Raw genomic sequence first — 14,930 nt, 5'->3', positions numbered from 1 at the left:
GGGGTGGGTGCTGGCCGAGTCACCTTCCGGGCGGGCGGCGTCCGGGGTGTTGTCGGGGGCGAGGTGGGGGCCGGCCGTGCCCGAGTCCGGACGGGATGTATCCGGGGCGGAGCCCGAGTCCGGGGTGGTGCCCGAGTCCGGGGCGGTGCCGGAGTCAGGGGTGTGGGAGTCCCCGTAGGGGCTGTCGTTGCCGCCCTGGAAGCCTTCGTCGAAGGGGGAGCGCTGCGCCGGGGGCGGCAGGGGCTGGGCGTCGGGGACGTGGTGCGCGGGGTCCGAGCCGCGGGAAGGAGTGTCGGAGGAGGACGGGTTGTGGCCCGTGCCTCCGCCGTTGTCCGGTCCGTCCGCCGCTCCGGTGCGGTCCGACGCACGGGGGCTGTGGGTGGTGGAACCGCCGCCGTCGGAGCCGCCGTCCGAGCTGCTCCCGGAACCGCCGTCGGCACCAGCCCCACTGCCGGACCCCGAGCCGGACCCCGAGCCGGACCCCGAGCCAGACCCCGAGCCGGACCCCGAGCCAGACCCCGAGCCGGACCCCGAGCCGCCGCCGTCTCCGTCCCCGTCCCCGCTGCCGCCGCGCGACCCGCTGCCGGACCCGCTGTCCGAGCCGCTGGAGTCGCCGCTGTTCCCGCTGTTGCTGCTGGAGTCGCCGGAGTTGCTGCGTCCGGAGTCGTCGGATCCGCCGTCGCTGCTGTCGCTGCCGTCCCCGCCGCTGTCCCCGTGTCCGTCGCTGCGGCCGGCCGCGTGGTCCAGCCCGCCGCGGGCGCGGTGGCCCGCGCGGTGGCCGGCGCCGTCGCGGAGGCTCTCGCCGAGGGACTCGCCGGTGTTCTTGATGGCGTCGGTGGCGGCGCTCTGGCCCTCCTTGAGGGTCCGGCCGACGTTGTAGCCGTTCTGGGCGCCGAAGTTCTGGTTGACGGTCTGGGCGATGAGGTCCGAGGCCATGGCCTCCAGTGCGGAGATCACCGGTTCCTTGGCGGCCTCCATGATCGCGTCAAGGACCTGCTTGGCGACTTCCTTGAGGATCTTGCGGACCATTTCACGGGTGGCCAGGGTGGCGGCCGCACCGCCGATTTCGGAGAGCCCCAGGGTGAAGGGAGCCGCCGCCTGTGCCGCGATGATTTCGGCGGCCAGAATCGCCAATTGGACGATCACGGCGATCTTCATGCCGATGACCAGCGCGGCGGCGGCCTCGAAGGTGAAGGCGAGGACCTCGGCCGCCTCACGGGCGTCGTTCAGATACCCCGAGCTGCCCGAGAACTTCTCCCAGGCCTTGCTGAAGCCCTCGATGGCGTCGCCGGAGTTCTCCCCGAGGACATTGCTCGCATAGGTGTTGCCGCGGGACTGGTGCCCCTCGACCTCTGCCGCGAACTGCCGCCAGACCTGGGCGCATTCGATGAGTTTGTCTTCATCTGCGGTCGGCCAGTTGAAGCCGAGCATCTCCAGGACCCACTCAAGAGGATCCGGCAGCATGACAGACACGATGGAGCTCCCCCGTGAAAAACGTGCAATGAGGCGTGCGGCAGACGCAGGTGGTGTGAGAAGGCAGCCGGGTCAGAATCCCGAACCGGTTCGGCGGCTCAGTGCTGGACGGGCCGGAAGGAAACCTTGACGTTGGGGTCGGCCGTGGGGTCCCGCCACGCTTGCTCGTTCTCGACGTGCTGCTTCATCAGCGAGTCGTTGAAGTCCTCGTTCTCCGCGTGGTTCCTGGACATCGACGTCAGCGCCTTGCCGATTTCCTGGAGCTTCGAGGAGAGATGGCCCATCGACTCGTTCATGCCGTCACGCACGCCCTCGTAGACGACCCCGAACTTCTCGCCGAGGTCGTCATCCCCCCACGGCGGGGCGCCGTCCTTGCTGTCGAACGTCGTCAGGCCGCTCATGAATTGCTGGCCGAACGACTTCTCCGGCGGCGCCGCCTCCTGCCCATTGCTGGGCGGCCCCGCTCCCAGCGCATGCAGGCCGTCCATCAGCCGCGCGACGGAAGAGTAGAAATCCTCGCCCAGCTTGACGAAGTTCGTCCCCTCGGCTTTGAGGCTCTCCACATCCGTCTGGAAACCACCGGCACCTGCCACAACGTCCCCCGCGTTCGTAATGGTTGCCTCATGAGTTCTTCAAGCCAAAGTTTAGCGGGCGTTCCTGGCGCCCGACCAGGAGTTCCTCAACGGGCAAATCCCCCGTATTCAGGCGCTTTTCGGGCGGTTGGAGTGGTGGTAAAGCTGCACGGCCTCCTCGGGAGGGAAGGCCGCGGGGCGCCGTCCCCGGCGCCGGCGTGCGGGGGTACGGGGGAGGCGTGGGGGGCAGGCCGGGGTGGTGCTGCGTACGGTCGGAATCGGCCATGGTGAGAGTCTTCCGTGGGACTGATCGTGTCGCTGGCGGTCAAGGACGAGTACGCCGCAGTGGCCTGAATGGTTCGCCCCTTTGCCCCTCCGCCCCTTCGCCCCGTGCGGGAACCGGTCGGCATGGTGCTCAGCCGAACAGCACCCGCGCCAGCCAGAACTCCAGCAGTTCCGCATCGCCGGTGATCTCGAAGGTGTCGCGGTCGGCGGGGCGGCGGCCGTAGATGAGGAGCAGGAGGTCGGTGAGGGGGCCGTGGACGGAGACGGCGGCCGGCTCCTGGGCGCGGCGCCAGGCGAGGGTGTCGCCGGTGAGGTCGACCAGCCAGTCCGCGGCCGCGTCCGGCGGGGTGTCCGTGGCGTGGAAGTGGAGGGTGCGGCCGGGGCCGAGGAGTTCGCGCCGGTCGGGGTGGAAGTCGAACATCTCGGGCAGCGAGCCCAGCGCCATCCACTCGTCGAGGGCGTCGAGGGCGACCGGCTGCCCGACGGTGAAGTCCGTACCGAGGGTGAGTGTGGCGTCGGCGCGGTGGATGACCGTCTCGTGGGCCATCCGGCGGGCGAAGAAGCGCGGGCTTCCGGAGGGGAGCGGGGTCCAGATCCGGGTGTCCGGGTCCGTGGCACGCAGGGTCGCGGCGAGGAGTTCGGCGCCTTCGGTGAGCCAGTCGGCGACGTCGGCCGGGGACCGGGTGGTGTCGCGGGGCAGGACGCGCAGGGCGGTATCGGGCGGGGGCTGGTCCGCGCGGGTGCGGACGATCTCCTCGACCCAGCGGTGGGCCTCGCCGAGATGACGGAGCAGCTGAGCGAGGTTCCAGTCCGGGCAGGACGGCACCGTTGCCGTGAGGTCGGCGCCCTCCTTCCGGAGGCCGGACGCGAGCAGGCCGGTCTGCGCGACGATCTCGGCGCAATGACCGTCGTACGCCATGGTCGAGTTCATGACGTCACCGTAGAGCGCGGCACTGACAATCCGGCGTCACCGGGGTGCGTGCCCCGTGCCGTCAGCGCCGTCATCATGTCGGCGCCCGTTGCCGTCACCGCGCCCGGCCACCCGCCGCCAGCCGGAACCGCAAACGGCAGATGACCGCGTCCGTGTCGCGGCGGACGGCGTGCGCGACGACCGCGCCGCGCTGGTTCTGCAGCAGGCGCTGCCACAGGTGGGCGGGCTCGGCCTCCGGGATCAGGACGGTGATACGGGTGCCGGGGCGGCGGGCCGTCAGGCCGGTGACGTAGGCGGCGATCGGGCGGCCGAGGGAGCGGGTGGCGGAGGGCAGTTCGAGGAGTTCCACGCCGGGGTTCCACAGCTCCCAGTCGCGGCGCAGAGCCTCGGTGGCCGGGCGGTCCTCGGGGGTGTCGTGGGTGACGGTCACCGCGATCACCTCATCGCCCAGGGAGACCGCCGCGTTCAGGGCCTCGCAGGTCAGCCGGGAGAGGTGCGAGACCGGGACGATGACCAGGGAGCGTGCGCGGCGCGGCGGTTCGGGGATCCGGCCCAGGTCCAGGCGCACGCCGATCCGGTCGTACGCACGGTGGACCGCTTCGAAGGCGAGGACCAGCAGCGGCAGGGCGACGACCAGGAGCCAGGCGCCCTCGGTGAATTTGGTGGCGGTGACGACGACCGCCGAGACGCCGGTGAGCAGCGCGCCGAAGCCGTTCAGCAGGGCCTTGCCGCGCCATCCGGGGGAGCGGTGCAGGCGCCAGTGCCGGACCATGCCGATCTGGCAGAGGGTGAAGCCGACGAAGACACCGATGGCGAACAGCGGGACGAGGGTGTTGACGTCGCCGCCGGAGAAGACGAGGAGGGCCGCGGCGACGGCGGCCAGCGCCAGCACGCCGTGGCGGTGGACCTGGCGGTCCGCCTTCAGGCCGAAGACATGGGGGAGGTGGTTGTCGCGGGCGAGCAGGCCCATCAGGACCGGCAGGCCGCCGAACGAGGTGTTGGCGGCGAGGGCCAGCAGCACCATGGTGGCGAACTGGACGACGTAGAAAGCCCCGTTGTGGCCGAAGGAGGCGTCCGCGAGCTGGGCGAGGACGGTGACGCCCGCGACCGGCTGGAGGTGGAAGCGGCCGATGAGGACGGACAGGCCGATCAGCATCACCCCGAGCAGGGCGCCGAGCGCCACCTCGGTGTGCTGGGCGCGCCGGACGGCCGGGGCACGGAAGGACGGCACCGCATTGGCGACCGCCTCGACACCGGTCAGCGCCGAACAGCCGGACGCGAACGCCTTGAGCAGCAGCAGTGCGCCGACGGCGGTGGCGTGGCCGGCGAGGACGGAGGCGTGCCCGTCGGCGGTGAGGGTGGAGGCGGGTCCGGCGCGGAAGAGGCCGACGACGACCATCGCCAGGATGGCGCCGATGAAGACGGCGGTGGGCACGAGGAACGCCTTCGCCGAGTCGACGATGCCCCGCAGGTTGATGCCGGTGATCAGGAGGAGCACCGCCAGGCAGAGCACCGTCCGGTCGCCGTAGAGGGCGGGGAAGGCCGAGGTGAGGGCCGCGACACCGGCCGTCACGGAGACCGCGACGTTGAGGACGTAGTCGAGGACGAGGGAGGCGGCGGCCACCAGCGCGGTGCGTCGCCCGAGGTGGGTCCTGGCCACCGCGTACGAGCCGCCGCCATTGGGGAACGCGGCGATCACCTGGCGGTACGAGGCGACCAGAACGGCCAGCAGGGCGGCGATGGCGAGCGTGACGGGGAGGGTGAAGCCGAGGCCGTAGCTGCCTGCCGCGGCCAGGACCAGCACGATCGACTCGGGGCCGTAGGCGACGGAGGCCATGGCGTCGAGCGAGAGGGCGGCCAGGCCCTGGAGGGCGGTGAGCCGGTGGCGGGCGTCGGGCTCTTCGGTCGCTGTGCCGCCCGGGCCGGGGACGCCGCCCGGGCCGGGGCTGCCGTCCACACGGTCACCGGGGCGGCTCCCGCCGGTGCCGCCCGGCCGTATGCCGACGGTGGCGGTGCCGGTGTCCGGGGGTTCCTCGGGCCGGCCGTCGTGCGGGAACTCCCTCGCCATCGTTCGTCGTACCTCCGTGCGCACCGTGCGGGACCAGCTCAGGGTGCGGGGCGCGACGGCCGGTGTCAGCGGGGCTTGGCGGCCCCTTGGCGGGTGGCGGCGGGTTCTCTACGGGTCCTTGACGCGGGCGGGGTGTCCGGGCGCGTGGAGTGGGTGTGCCCTCGCGGGGCCCGGCCGTCGGCGGCGCGCCCGCACCGCGGCGGATACCCGGACGGTGTGCGAACGCCGCTCAGCGCGCCGTGGCCGGCCGGGAGAAGTCGAAGTCGTAGTGCACGTCGGTGAGTTGCTCGGAGGCGGCCCACAGGCGTTCGCCATGGGCATCCTTGGTGGTCCACGGGGCGCGGAAGGACTGGGCGGGGGCGCCACGCAGGCCGCTGCGCGGGCCGATGAACGAGTCCGGCCGCATGTGCGGGGCGGTGGCCGCACAGAGGGTGCCCAGGGCGCCGCCGTCCGGGGACTGTGCGACCGCGCGGTTGACCAGCTCGACCGCCCGCTCGGCGGAGGTGCGGCCCTCCATCCGGACGCCCGCGGTCGCGAGATTGGTGGCGGCGTATCCGGGGTGCGCGGCGACCGCGACGACCTGCGAGCCGGCCGCGGCCAGCCGCCGGGACAGCTCGTGGACGAAGAGCAGATTGGCGCTCTTCGAGCGGGCGTAGGCGATCCAGCGGCGGTAGGAGCGCGCGCTGTTGAGGTCGCTGTAGTCGAGGTCGGCGAGGGCGTGCAGCATGCTGGAGACGGTGACGACCCGGGCGCCCGGGGTGGCGAGGAGCTTGGGCAGCAGCAGACCGGTCAGCGCGAAGTGGCCGAGGTGGTTGGTGCCGAACTGCATCTCGAAGCCGTCGGCGGTGGTGCGGTACGGCAGCGCCATCACGCCCGCGTTGTTGATGAGCAGGTCGAGGCGGTCGCCGTCGAAGTCGTCGAGGGTGGCGGCGAAGTCCCGTACGGAGGTCAGGTCGGCCAGGTCCAGGGGCCGGAACTCGGCCTCGGCGGTGGGGACCTCGGACCGCAGCCGGTCCAGTGCGGCGAGGCCGCGCGACTCGCTGCGGCAGGCCAGCAGCACCCGGGCGCCGCGGCGGGCCAGTTCACGGGCGGTGACATAGCCGATGCCGCTGTTCGCGCCCGTGACGACCGCCGAGCGGCCGGTCTGGTCGGGGATGTGGCTGGTGTTCCACCGGGTCACGCCTGCACTCCTCCGTAGGGGGCAACAAGAGTACGTCGTGGGCTGGGACGGCTGGGGCTGGTGGGGCGGAAGTCAACAGAGCGTCCGCCCCGCGCCCGGTTACTCGCCCTCGGCGAGGCGCTTGATCGCCGACAGGCGGCTGTCCCAGGCGGCGGCCACCCGGTCCATCCACCGGGCGGTGACCCCCAGCCGCTCCGGTATGACCCGGTAGCGCGCCTCTCGGCCCTCCCGGTGGCCGGCGACCAGGCCGGCCCGGTCCAGGACGCCCAGGTGCTTGACGACGGCCTGGCGGCTGACCGGTAGTTCGGCCGCCAGGACCGTGGCGGTCGCCTCGCCGTGCGCGGCGAGGGCGTCGAGTACTCGGCGGCGGGTCGGGTCCGCCAGCGCGGAGAACACCTCCGCCACGGCGTCCCCGCCCGCCCCGGAATCCCGGCCCGCATCCCCTACGGAACCCGGGCCCGCATCCCCTACGGAGCCACGGCCCTTACCCGCCCCCGAGCCCCGTCCGGCATCCCCTACGGAATCCCGGCCCGCGACGCCCCGTCCCGATTCTTCGCCGGTCGTCATGCCGCGAGCTGCTCCGCGTACTGCTTGACGTTCTTCATCTGGCCGGTCCAGCCCTCGGAGTGGCTGTCGTAGCCGGCGGTCGGCTGCCGCTCCTCCGGGATGGCGATCTCCTCGAATCCGGTCTCCACCACGCGCAGTCGGGTGCCGTCGCCCTCCGGTGTGAGGGTGAACTCGACGAGCGTGGAATTGCCCTCGACCGCCACCTCGCCCGGGTGGGCGCTGGCCCAGCGGTACGAGAAGCGGCGCGGCGGGTCCACCGTCACGATCGTGGTCGGGAACTGGCCGTACTGGCCGTGGTCGAGCTGCATGATGCCGCCCGGCCGCAGGTCGACCGGGGTCGGCTCGCCCTGGCCGAACCATGAGCCGACATGCTCGGGCTCGGTCAGTACCGCCCAGACCCGTTCGACGGGCGCGGCGATGCTGATCTCGCGCTCGATGCGGTTGCGGTCCGCACCGACGCCCTTGCCGGCGTCGTTGGCGCTGTGGGTGCTCATGGGGGCTCCTCCTGCCGCGCTGATTCCGCTTGCGTGCTACCCAATGGTTGCACGTTGCGACAGGAGGTGCAACCCCGTGGTTGCACATTGCGCGGCCGACGGGCCCGTCACGAGCCGCGGCTCCGGCTCACGCGCTGCGCCTCCGCCGGGCCCACGAGCCACGGCTCCGCCCGCCTGGTGCGGCCTCAGCCCCGCGGCCTCGGCCCAGCCGAATCAGCGCCCCGCCGCCCCGTCCCGGACCCGTACGCGATACACCGGAATCGACGCCGCCGGGTCGTCCAGGCAGTCCCCGGTGAGCAGGTCGAAGCGCTGCTTGAGCAGTGGCGAGGCGACGAACGGGCGGCCGTCGGCCGAGCCCGTCAGGCCGCGGGAGAGGACCTGGGCGCCGGTGAACGGGTCGCGGTTGCCGATCGCATGGATCCGGCCGCCGCGGTCCAGGAACAGCGCGGCCTGGGCGCCGTCCGGGAGCAGGGCGGCGACGCCGCGCCCGGGGAGCAGGTCGTCCGGCCCGCAGACCGGGAGCCAGCTGCCCTCGGGGCAGCGGATCTCGACCGCGGCCGTGTCCGTCGCCGTCGCGCCGGTGTCGCCGGGGGTGGGCGGCGCGTCGGTGGTGAGGCATGCGGAGGCGTGGTGTTCGACGGTGAGGGTGGTCATCAGACGGAGCTTCCTTCCAGGGTCCGAACGGGCAGGGTCGGGCCGGCCAGCAGCGTCAGGTCCGGCTTGACCTGGTCGCGCTCCGGTACGAAGCGGACGGACGGGTCGGGTACATCGGGTGCGTTGACGAACGAGACGAACCGGGCGAGCCGCTCGGGATCGGCGAGGGTCTCGGCCCACTCGTCGCGGTAGTGGGTGACATGGGTGGCCATCAGGGCCTCCAGCTCGTCGCACAGCCCCAGGGAGTCATGGACGACGACGTCCCGGACGTGGTCGAGGCCGCCCTCGATCCGCTCCAGCCAGGCGGAGGTGCGCTCCAGCCGGTCCGCGGTGCGGATGTAGAACATCAGGAACCGGTCGATCAGCCGGATCAGTTCGGCGTCGCTCAGGTCCTGGGCGAGCAGATCGGCATGGCGTGGATCGGCGCCGCCGTTGCCGCCGACGTAGAGGTTCCAGCCGTTGGAGGTGGCGATCACGCCGAAGTCCTTGCCGCGGGCCTCCGCGCACTCGCGCGCACACCCGGAGACCGCGGACTTCAGCTTGTGCGGGGAGCGCAGCCCCCGGTAGCGCAGCTCCAGTTCGATGGCCATCCGGACCGAGTCCTGGACGCCGTAGCGGCACCAGGTCTGTCCCACACACGACTTCACGGTGCGCAGCGCCTTGCCGTACGCATGCCCCGACTCGAAGCCGGCATCCACCAACCGGGCCCACACCTCCGGGAGTTGGTCGACCCGGGCGCCGAACAGATCGATCCGCTGCCCGCCGGTGATCTTGGTGTAGAGGCCGAAGTCGCGGGCCACCTCACCGATCACGATCAGCTTCTCGGGGGTGATCTCGCCGCCGGGGATCCGCGGCACGATCGAGTACGAGCCGTTGCGCTGGAGGTTGGCGAGGAAGTGGTCGTTGGTGTCCTGGAGGGCGGCCTGCTCCCCGTCGAGGACGTAGCCGCCGGCGCCGACGCTCGGCGCGAGGGAGGCGATGATCGAGCCGACGGTGGGCTTGCAGATCTCGCAGCCGTCGCCGTTCCTGGCCTCCGGGCGGCCGTGCGAGTCCAGCAGCTCGGCGAAGGACGTCAGCCGCAGGGTGCGCACGACCTCGTAGAGCTCGGCGCGGGTGTGCGGGAAGCAGCCGCACAGCCCGGTGTCGACGGTGGCGCCGGACGCGGTCAGCTCGTCGTTCATCACCGCGGTCAGCGACTTGACGCAACTGCCGCAGCCGGTGCCGGCCTTGGTGCACTTCTTGACCTCGGGCAGGGTGGTGCAGGAGTGCTCGGTGACCGCGGCCCGGACCGTCCCCTTGGTCACGTTGTGGCAGTTGCACAGCACCGCCTCGTCCGGCAGCGCGGACGGGCCGAGCGCGCCGCCGCCCTCGGCCGCGACCCCCGCGGGCAGCACCAGCTGCTCGGGCGCCAGCGGCGGAACGGTGCCGGTCAGCGGCCGCAGCATGCCGTACGCCTCGGCGTCGCCGACCAGCACCCCGCCCAGCAGCTCGCCCCCGGCGCCGATCACCAGCTTCTTGTAGACGCCGCTGCGGGCGTCGGCGTAGACCACGTCCAGCGAGCCGTCCGTCGTGCCGTGCGCGTCCCCGAAGGACGCGACGTCCACGCCGAGCAGCTTGAGCTTGGTGGACAGATCGGCACCGGTGAAACCGTCGGGCCCGTCGGTGTCGTCACCGAGCCGGGCGGCAATGTCGCCGGCCGTCACCCGCGCCATGTCGTAGCCCGGGGCGACCAGGCCGTAGACCCGGCCGTCGGCCGCCAGCGCGCACTCGCCGATCGCGTACACGGCCGGGTCGGCGGTGCGGCACTGTGCGTCGACGACGATGCCGCCGCGCTCGCCGACCGGCAGCCCGCAGTCCCGGGCGAGCTGGTCACGGGGGCGCACCCCGGCCGAGAAGACGACCAGGTCGGTGTCGATCCGGGAGTCGTCGGAGAGTCCCATGGCGGCCACCGCACCGCTCTCGTCCGCGACGATCTCCTTGCCGCCGACACCGGTGTGCACCTCCAGGCCCATCTCCTCGATGGTGCGGCGCAGCGCGCGGCCGCCGCCCTCGTCGACCTGGAGTGCCATCAGCCGCGGGGCGAACTCCACGACGTGGGTGTGCAGCCCGAGGCCCTTGAGCGCACCGGCCGCCTCCAGGCCGAGCAGCCCGCCGCCGACCACCACGCCGGTGCGGGCGTTCTTGGCGTACTCCTCGATGGCGAGGAGGTCGTCGATGGTGCGGTAGACGAAGCAGCCCGCGCTGTCCTTGCCGGGCACCGGCGGCACGAACGGATACGAGCCGGTGGCCAGCACCAGGGTGTCGTAGCGGACGGTCAGCCCGGAGCGGGCGGTGACCGTGCGGGTGGTGCGGTCGACGGCGGTGGCGGGATCGCCGAGGTGCAGTTCGATGCCGTGCCGGGCCAGGAATTCCGGGTCGGCCAGGCTCAGGTCGTCCGGGGTGCGGCCGGCGAAGTACGACGTCAGCTGGACGCGGTCGTAGGCCGGGCGGGGCTCCTCGCACAGCACCACCACGCGCGTCCGCTCGGTGACGCCGCGGTCGGCCAGCTCCTCCAGGAAGCGCTGGCCGACCATGCCGTGGCCGATGAGGACGAGGGTGGGCGTGGTGCCGGGCGCGGCATCTGTGGTGGCATCCGGGTGCGGCGGCATCGAGGTCATGCCCCTCAGACTGGGGCGTGGCTGTTACCCGCCCGCATCTGCTCTGTTTCCCGGGCGGAACGCTGCCCTCAGTGGCGGGGCGGCCGCCGTGTGAGGGCGGCCGCCCCGCGGGCGGCCGCCCTCCGGCAGATCAGCAGGTCAGCGGGCTGCCGACCGGTCGGTCAGCCGGTCACCCGTGCCGGGCACAGCCGCCGCGGCTGCTGGTCGGTGGCCAGCTTGGCATCCACGCAGCCGCCCGGCAGGCCGCCCTGGGCCTTGCTGCCGAAGTTTGCGGTGACGGTCAGCTTGCCGTCGCCGAAGACCGTGCGCTGGACGCTGCGATCACCGGTCAGCCACCGGAACGAGGTCATCCGCTCGGTGCCTGCGGCGCGGTGCAGCGGCGAGAAGAACTTCTGCAGCGCGGCGAGCTCCGGCCCGTTCTTCTCCAGCGTGGGCCCGTCGAGGACGTAGTTCAGCGGAGTGTTGTTGAGCATCGCCAGCAGCGCCCGGGTGGTCTTCTGGGCCGGCAGCTTGTCGTACGACAGCTCCCAGCGCTCGGCGTTGACCACGGAACTGTGCAGCGCGGTCTCGTAGAGCGGCACGCGGTAGGTGGGGTCGTACATGGCGGTGGCCAGCTCGCGGGGCAGCTCCACCGGCTTGAAGAAGGCACCGGGAGCCTTCGCCGGCAGATAGCCGCCCCACGTCTTCCTGTCGCGCTCCAGCTTCCACAGGCCGTCGGCGACCGGGGTGCCCGAGCCGTGGTTGTAGGCCAGCACCTTGTTGGCCCACCACTGGGCGGACTCCGAACCGAGGACGAGGTTCTTCGACAGCCGCTTCATCCGGGCGAGCCGCGCCCGGCGGTCACCGGCCTTGGTCATCTCGTGGCCCTTGCCGTGGTCGCGGAACAGCTCTCCCGTGGCGTCCACATCGAGGAAGTAGCTGTCCGCGCCGTTGGCGACCATCGAGCGGGTGCGGTCGGCGAGGTAGTGCTTGGTCGGCTCGGCCTTCTCGAAGGCGCGCGAGCTGAGGTAGCAGCCGCGGTTGCCGAAGCCCGTCACCGGGGTGCCGTCGGCCTTGCGGACACAGAAGTCGGGGTAGACCCGGTCCGGCCAGACGGAGGTGGGGCTGTCGGCCGTCTTGGGGTCCTGGCCGTTGGCGAAGGTGTCGTACGGGCCGACGAGGTAGCCCGCCTTCTTGGCGGCCCGCACCGCCGGCGCCTTCATCGGGCCGGGGCCGGAGTCGTAGCCGAGCCACATCCGGTCCACGCCCAGCTTCTTCAGCTTGTCGACCCCGGAGGCCGTCCGCGCGTCGCCCCACACATAGGCGTGGAACGCACCCAGCAGCTTCTCGGCGGCCGGGTTCTGCTCGATCTTCTCGCGCAGGCTGCCGAGCTGTCCGCGCTGGGAGAGGTAGGAGCGGTAGTCGGCGGCGGGGGCGACCGGGTTGCCGTCGGTGAGCGCGAACGAGACCTCGTAGTCGCGGGTGCCCTCACCGGCGTTGAAGTCGTGGGCGGCGGTGGCTCGCAGCCGGCCGCCGGCGGAGGCGAAGCCCAGTGATGTGCCGAGGTCGGTGGGGGTGAGATAGCTGACGCCGCTCCCGCCGCCCTTACCGCCTGCCGTGCCCATGGAGTAGCCCCACAGAGGAAGGGCCAGTTCGCCGCCCACCTCCATGCTGCTGCCCGCCAGCCCGCCCTTCTCGGTGTCGCGGTTCCAGAACGCGTCCCGTACGGGGATGTCCAGTCCTTCACCGCGCGGCACCTGGACGGATGAGGCGGCCCGGTCGGTCCCGGTCACCGGCCACTTCACCGACTCGTCGCGGTCCGACCGCAGCTTGATCCGCAGCCGCCCGCCCTGCGAACTCGCCGTCACCTGAAGGCCCTTGTCGGGGTAGCTCCAGCGCGCCCCGTCGGCCGTCTGCGTCACCGGCCCGGGCTTGCCCAGCCCGCCCGCGGCTCCCTCGGACAGCACCAGCTGCCGCCCCGCTCCGGTGTGCGCGGTCACCGCGAGGGAGGAGGTGTCGACGGCGACGGTGCCGCCGGAGACGGGGAGTTGGAGACGGCTGCCCTCCAGGGTGCCGGCGGCGGCGCGGTCGCATCCGACGACGCCGAGGGTGGTCGCGGCCAGCGCGAGCGAGGCGGCGAGCACGCGCGTGGGACGGCCGGGTACCGCGGTCTTGTGGGGGTTGAAGATCATGAATGGAGTGAATAGTCGGCGGATTTAAGAGAGTTCTAAGAACCGCCGCGCGAACACCGGCCTGGTCGTGGACGGTTGCCCACGGCCAGGCCGGTCTTACGCCTGCCGCTCACCGGCCGGTGAGCGGGCGGGAGCTCAGGGCTCGATGACTCCCGCGTGGGCGCTGGACGGCGACAGGATCGCCGTCGGGGTGACCGCGCCGGCGAAGCTGACGTCATAGCCGTGGTTGAGGAGGATGAGCGTCAGGGTGAGCGTCTCGTTCACCCGGGCGACGCCGTTGGCGTCGGTGTTGGCGATGCCCAGGACGTTGGTGCCGGCCTTGAACAGGATCGGCTGGTTGGGCACCGGAAGGCCGGTGACCGTGTCGGTCAGCGTGGCCGTCAGGAACGGGAAGTACACGTGCGGCGGGAACAGCTTCGTCAGCGCCGGGGTCGCGGTCAGCGAGGTGGCGTGGACGGGGATGAAGTAGGTGAAGCCGCCCACCAGAGTGGTGCTGCCACCAGGGGTGGTGACGGTGACGTCCGCGGGACCGGGCGCCCCGGGCGGAGTGGTCGCGGTGAGCTGCGTACCGGTGGAGTTGACGGTCACGCCGGTGGCGGGGTTGCCGCCGATGGTGACGCTCGCGCCGGTCAGGTTGGTGCCGGTGATCGTCACCACCGTGCCGCCCGTGACGGGCCCTGAGTTGGGGGTGATGCTGGTGATCGTCGGGTCGAACTGGATGACGCTGACACTGGCCCCGGCGATGTTGGTGACGTAGACCTTGTTGTTGGGCGCGACCACCAGGGCAATCGGCTGGCTGCCGACGGGGATCGGGGCGCCGATGGTGGTGTTGGTGGTGGTGTCGATCACCGACACGTTGTTCGACCCGCGGTTGGCCGTGTAGGCGTGGCCGTCGGGGCCGACCGTGATGCCCCAGGGGTTGGTGCCGACGGGGATCGTGGTCGCGATCGTGTCCGTGGTGGTGTTGATCAGGGTCACGTTGTTCGACCCGATGTTGGCGACGTAGGCGTCCCCGCTGGGGCCGATCGCCACGAAGTTCGGCTGGTTGAAGCCGGGGATCGTGGTGACGACGGTGGCGGTGGCGGTGTCGATCACCGTCACGCTGTTCGCGTTCCGGTTGGCGACGTAGGCCTTGCCGTTGGGGGCGACCGCGATCCCGACCGGGCCGCTGCCGGTGGGGATCGCGGGGCCGATGGTGGTGTTGGTCGTGACGGAGATCTCCTGCACGCTGTTCGCCCCGAAGCGGCTGACGTAGACGTTGCCGCTGGGGATGACCGCCGCCGCGGCGGGGCCGCCGCTGAGGGGGATCGTGGTGAGGACGGTGCTGGTGGCGGTGTCGATCACCGTCACGTTGTTGGAGATGTTGTTGGGGACGTAGGCGCTGCCGTTGGGCGCGACGGTCAGCCAGGCCGGCGTGGTGCCGGTCGGGATCGCGGCACCGATGACGGTGTCCGTGGCGGTGTCGATGGTCTGCACATTGCTCGACCCGGAGTTGGCGACGTAGAGGTCGCCGTTGGGGATGAACGCCAGCCCGACCGGGTTGGTGCCGACGGGGATCGTGGTAACTGCCAGGAATGTGGGCGCCGCCGCCCGGCTCACTGCTCCCGCCCCGGCGGTCGCCTCAACCAGGCCGGGGAAGGAAGCCGTCCGCAGCAGTTCCTCTGACGGTGCCTGAACGCTGGTACTCATGTGGACCCCTTCGGTGGGGGGCCGCCCTGGACCTGGCAAGCCCCACACGGGGGAACGGCGAAGGGCCGGCGATCCCTGTCCGGGTCACCACAAGCCCTCACCACAGACCGCACGTCACAAAAACAAGGCGGGCTGCGCACCCCGAGGAGGGATGGGCAGCCCGTTTGGTTCGGTACGGGCCTTCTCCCC

The 14,930-nt window shown here is 72.0% G+C and carries 11 protein-coding genes; all 11 read right to left on the bottom strand.

The window, feature by feature from the left end; translation table 11 throughout:
- Positions 1–1,464, bottom strand: a 1,464-nt coding sequence (locus EST54_RS20455) for a WXG100-like domain-containing protein (RefSeq protein WP_244942572.1), incomplete at its 3' end; no start/stop codon positions are given.
- A 107-nt stretch (positions 1,465–1,571) separates the two neighbouring features.
- On the bottom strand, positions 1,572–2,036 hold the full coding sequence (locus EST54_RS20450; protein WP_129249085.1) for a hypothetical protein: 465 nt from the start codon (positions 2,034–2,036) through the stop codon (positions 1,572–1,574).
- A gap of 424 nt (positions 2,037–2,460) precedes the next feature.
- A complete protein-coding gene (locus tag EST54_RS20445) occupies positions 2,461–3,261 on the bottom strand; it encodes a maleylpyruvate isomerase family mycothiol-dependent enzyme (RefSeq protein ID WP_129249084.1) in 801 nt (266 codons plus the stop codon).
- Between the two features lie 94 nt (positions 3,262–3,355).
- A complete protein-coding gene (locus EST54_RS20440) occupies positions 3,356–5,329 on the bottom strand; it encodes an APC family permease (protein WP_129249083.1) in 1,974 nt (657 codons plus the stop codon).
- A 229-nt stretch (positions 5,330–5,558) separates the two neighbouring features.
- Entirely contained in the window at positions 5,559–6,509 is a 951-nt protein-coding gene (locus EST54_RS20435) for an oxidoreductase (protein WP_129249082.1), read from the bottom strand.
- Positions 6,510–6,608: 99 nt separating this feature from the next.
- A complete protein-coding gene (locus tag EST54_RS20430; protein WP_129249081.1) occupies positions 6,609–6,914 on the bottom strand; it encodes an ArsR/SmtB family transcription factor in 306 nt (101 codons plus the stop codon).
- Between the two features lie 158 nt (positions 6,915–7,072).
- Positions 7,073–7,570: an SRPBCC family protein gene (locus EST54_RS20425; protein ID WP_129249080.1), complete on the bottom strand. Its 498-nt coding sequence runs from the start codon at positions 7,568–7,570 to the stop codon at positions 7,073–7,075.
- A 213-nt stretch (positions 7,571–7,783) separates the two neighbouring features.
- On the bottom strand, positions 7,784–8,224 hold the full coding sequence (gene nirD, locus EST54_RS20420) for a nitrite reductase small subunit NirD (RefSeq protein WP_239013759.1): 441 nt from the start codon (positions 8,222–8,224) through the stop codon (positions 7,784–7,786).
- Complete coding sequence (nirB, locus tag EST54_RS20415; protein WP_129249079.1) at positions 8,224–10,881, bottom strand: nitrite reductase large subunit NirB; 2,658 nt, start codon at positions 10,879–10,881, stop codon at positions 8,224–8,226. The genes nirD and nirB overlap by 1 nt, the downstream gene beginning before the upstream one ends.
- Positions 10,882–11,042: 161 nt before the next feature.
- Positions 11,043–13,052, bottom strand: a complete 2,010-nt coding sequence (locus EST54_RS20410; RefSeq protein ID WP_129249078.1) for a glycoside hydrolase — start codon at positions 13,050–13,052, stop codon at positions 11,043–11,045.
- A 135-nt stretch (positions 13,053–13,187) separates the two neighbouring features.
- The gene (locus EST54_RS20405; RefSeq protein ID WP_129249077.1) at positions 13,188–14,741 is read right to left on the bottom strand and encodes an IPT/TIG domain-containing protein; all 1,554 of its coding nucleotides are present in this window, start codon (positions 14,739–14,741) and stop codon (positions 13,188–13,190) included.
- Positions 14,742–14,930: the final 189 nt, after the last annotated feature.

Origin of the sequence: Streptomyces sioyaensis (assembly GCF_004122735.1) — a bacterium.
Lineage (GTDB): Bacteria > Actinomycetota > Actinomycetes > Streptomycetales > Streptomycetaceae > Streptomyces > Streptomyces sioyaensis.
This window is presented reverse-complemented; position numbering and strand designations above follow the sequence as displayed.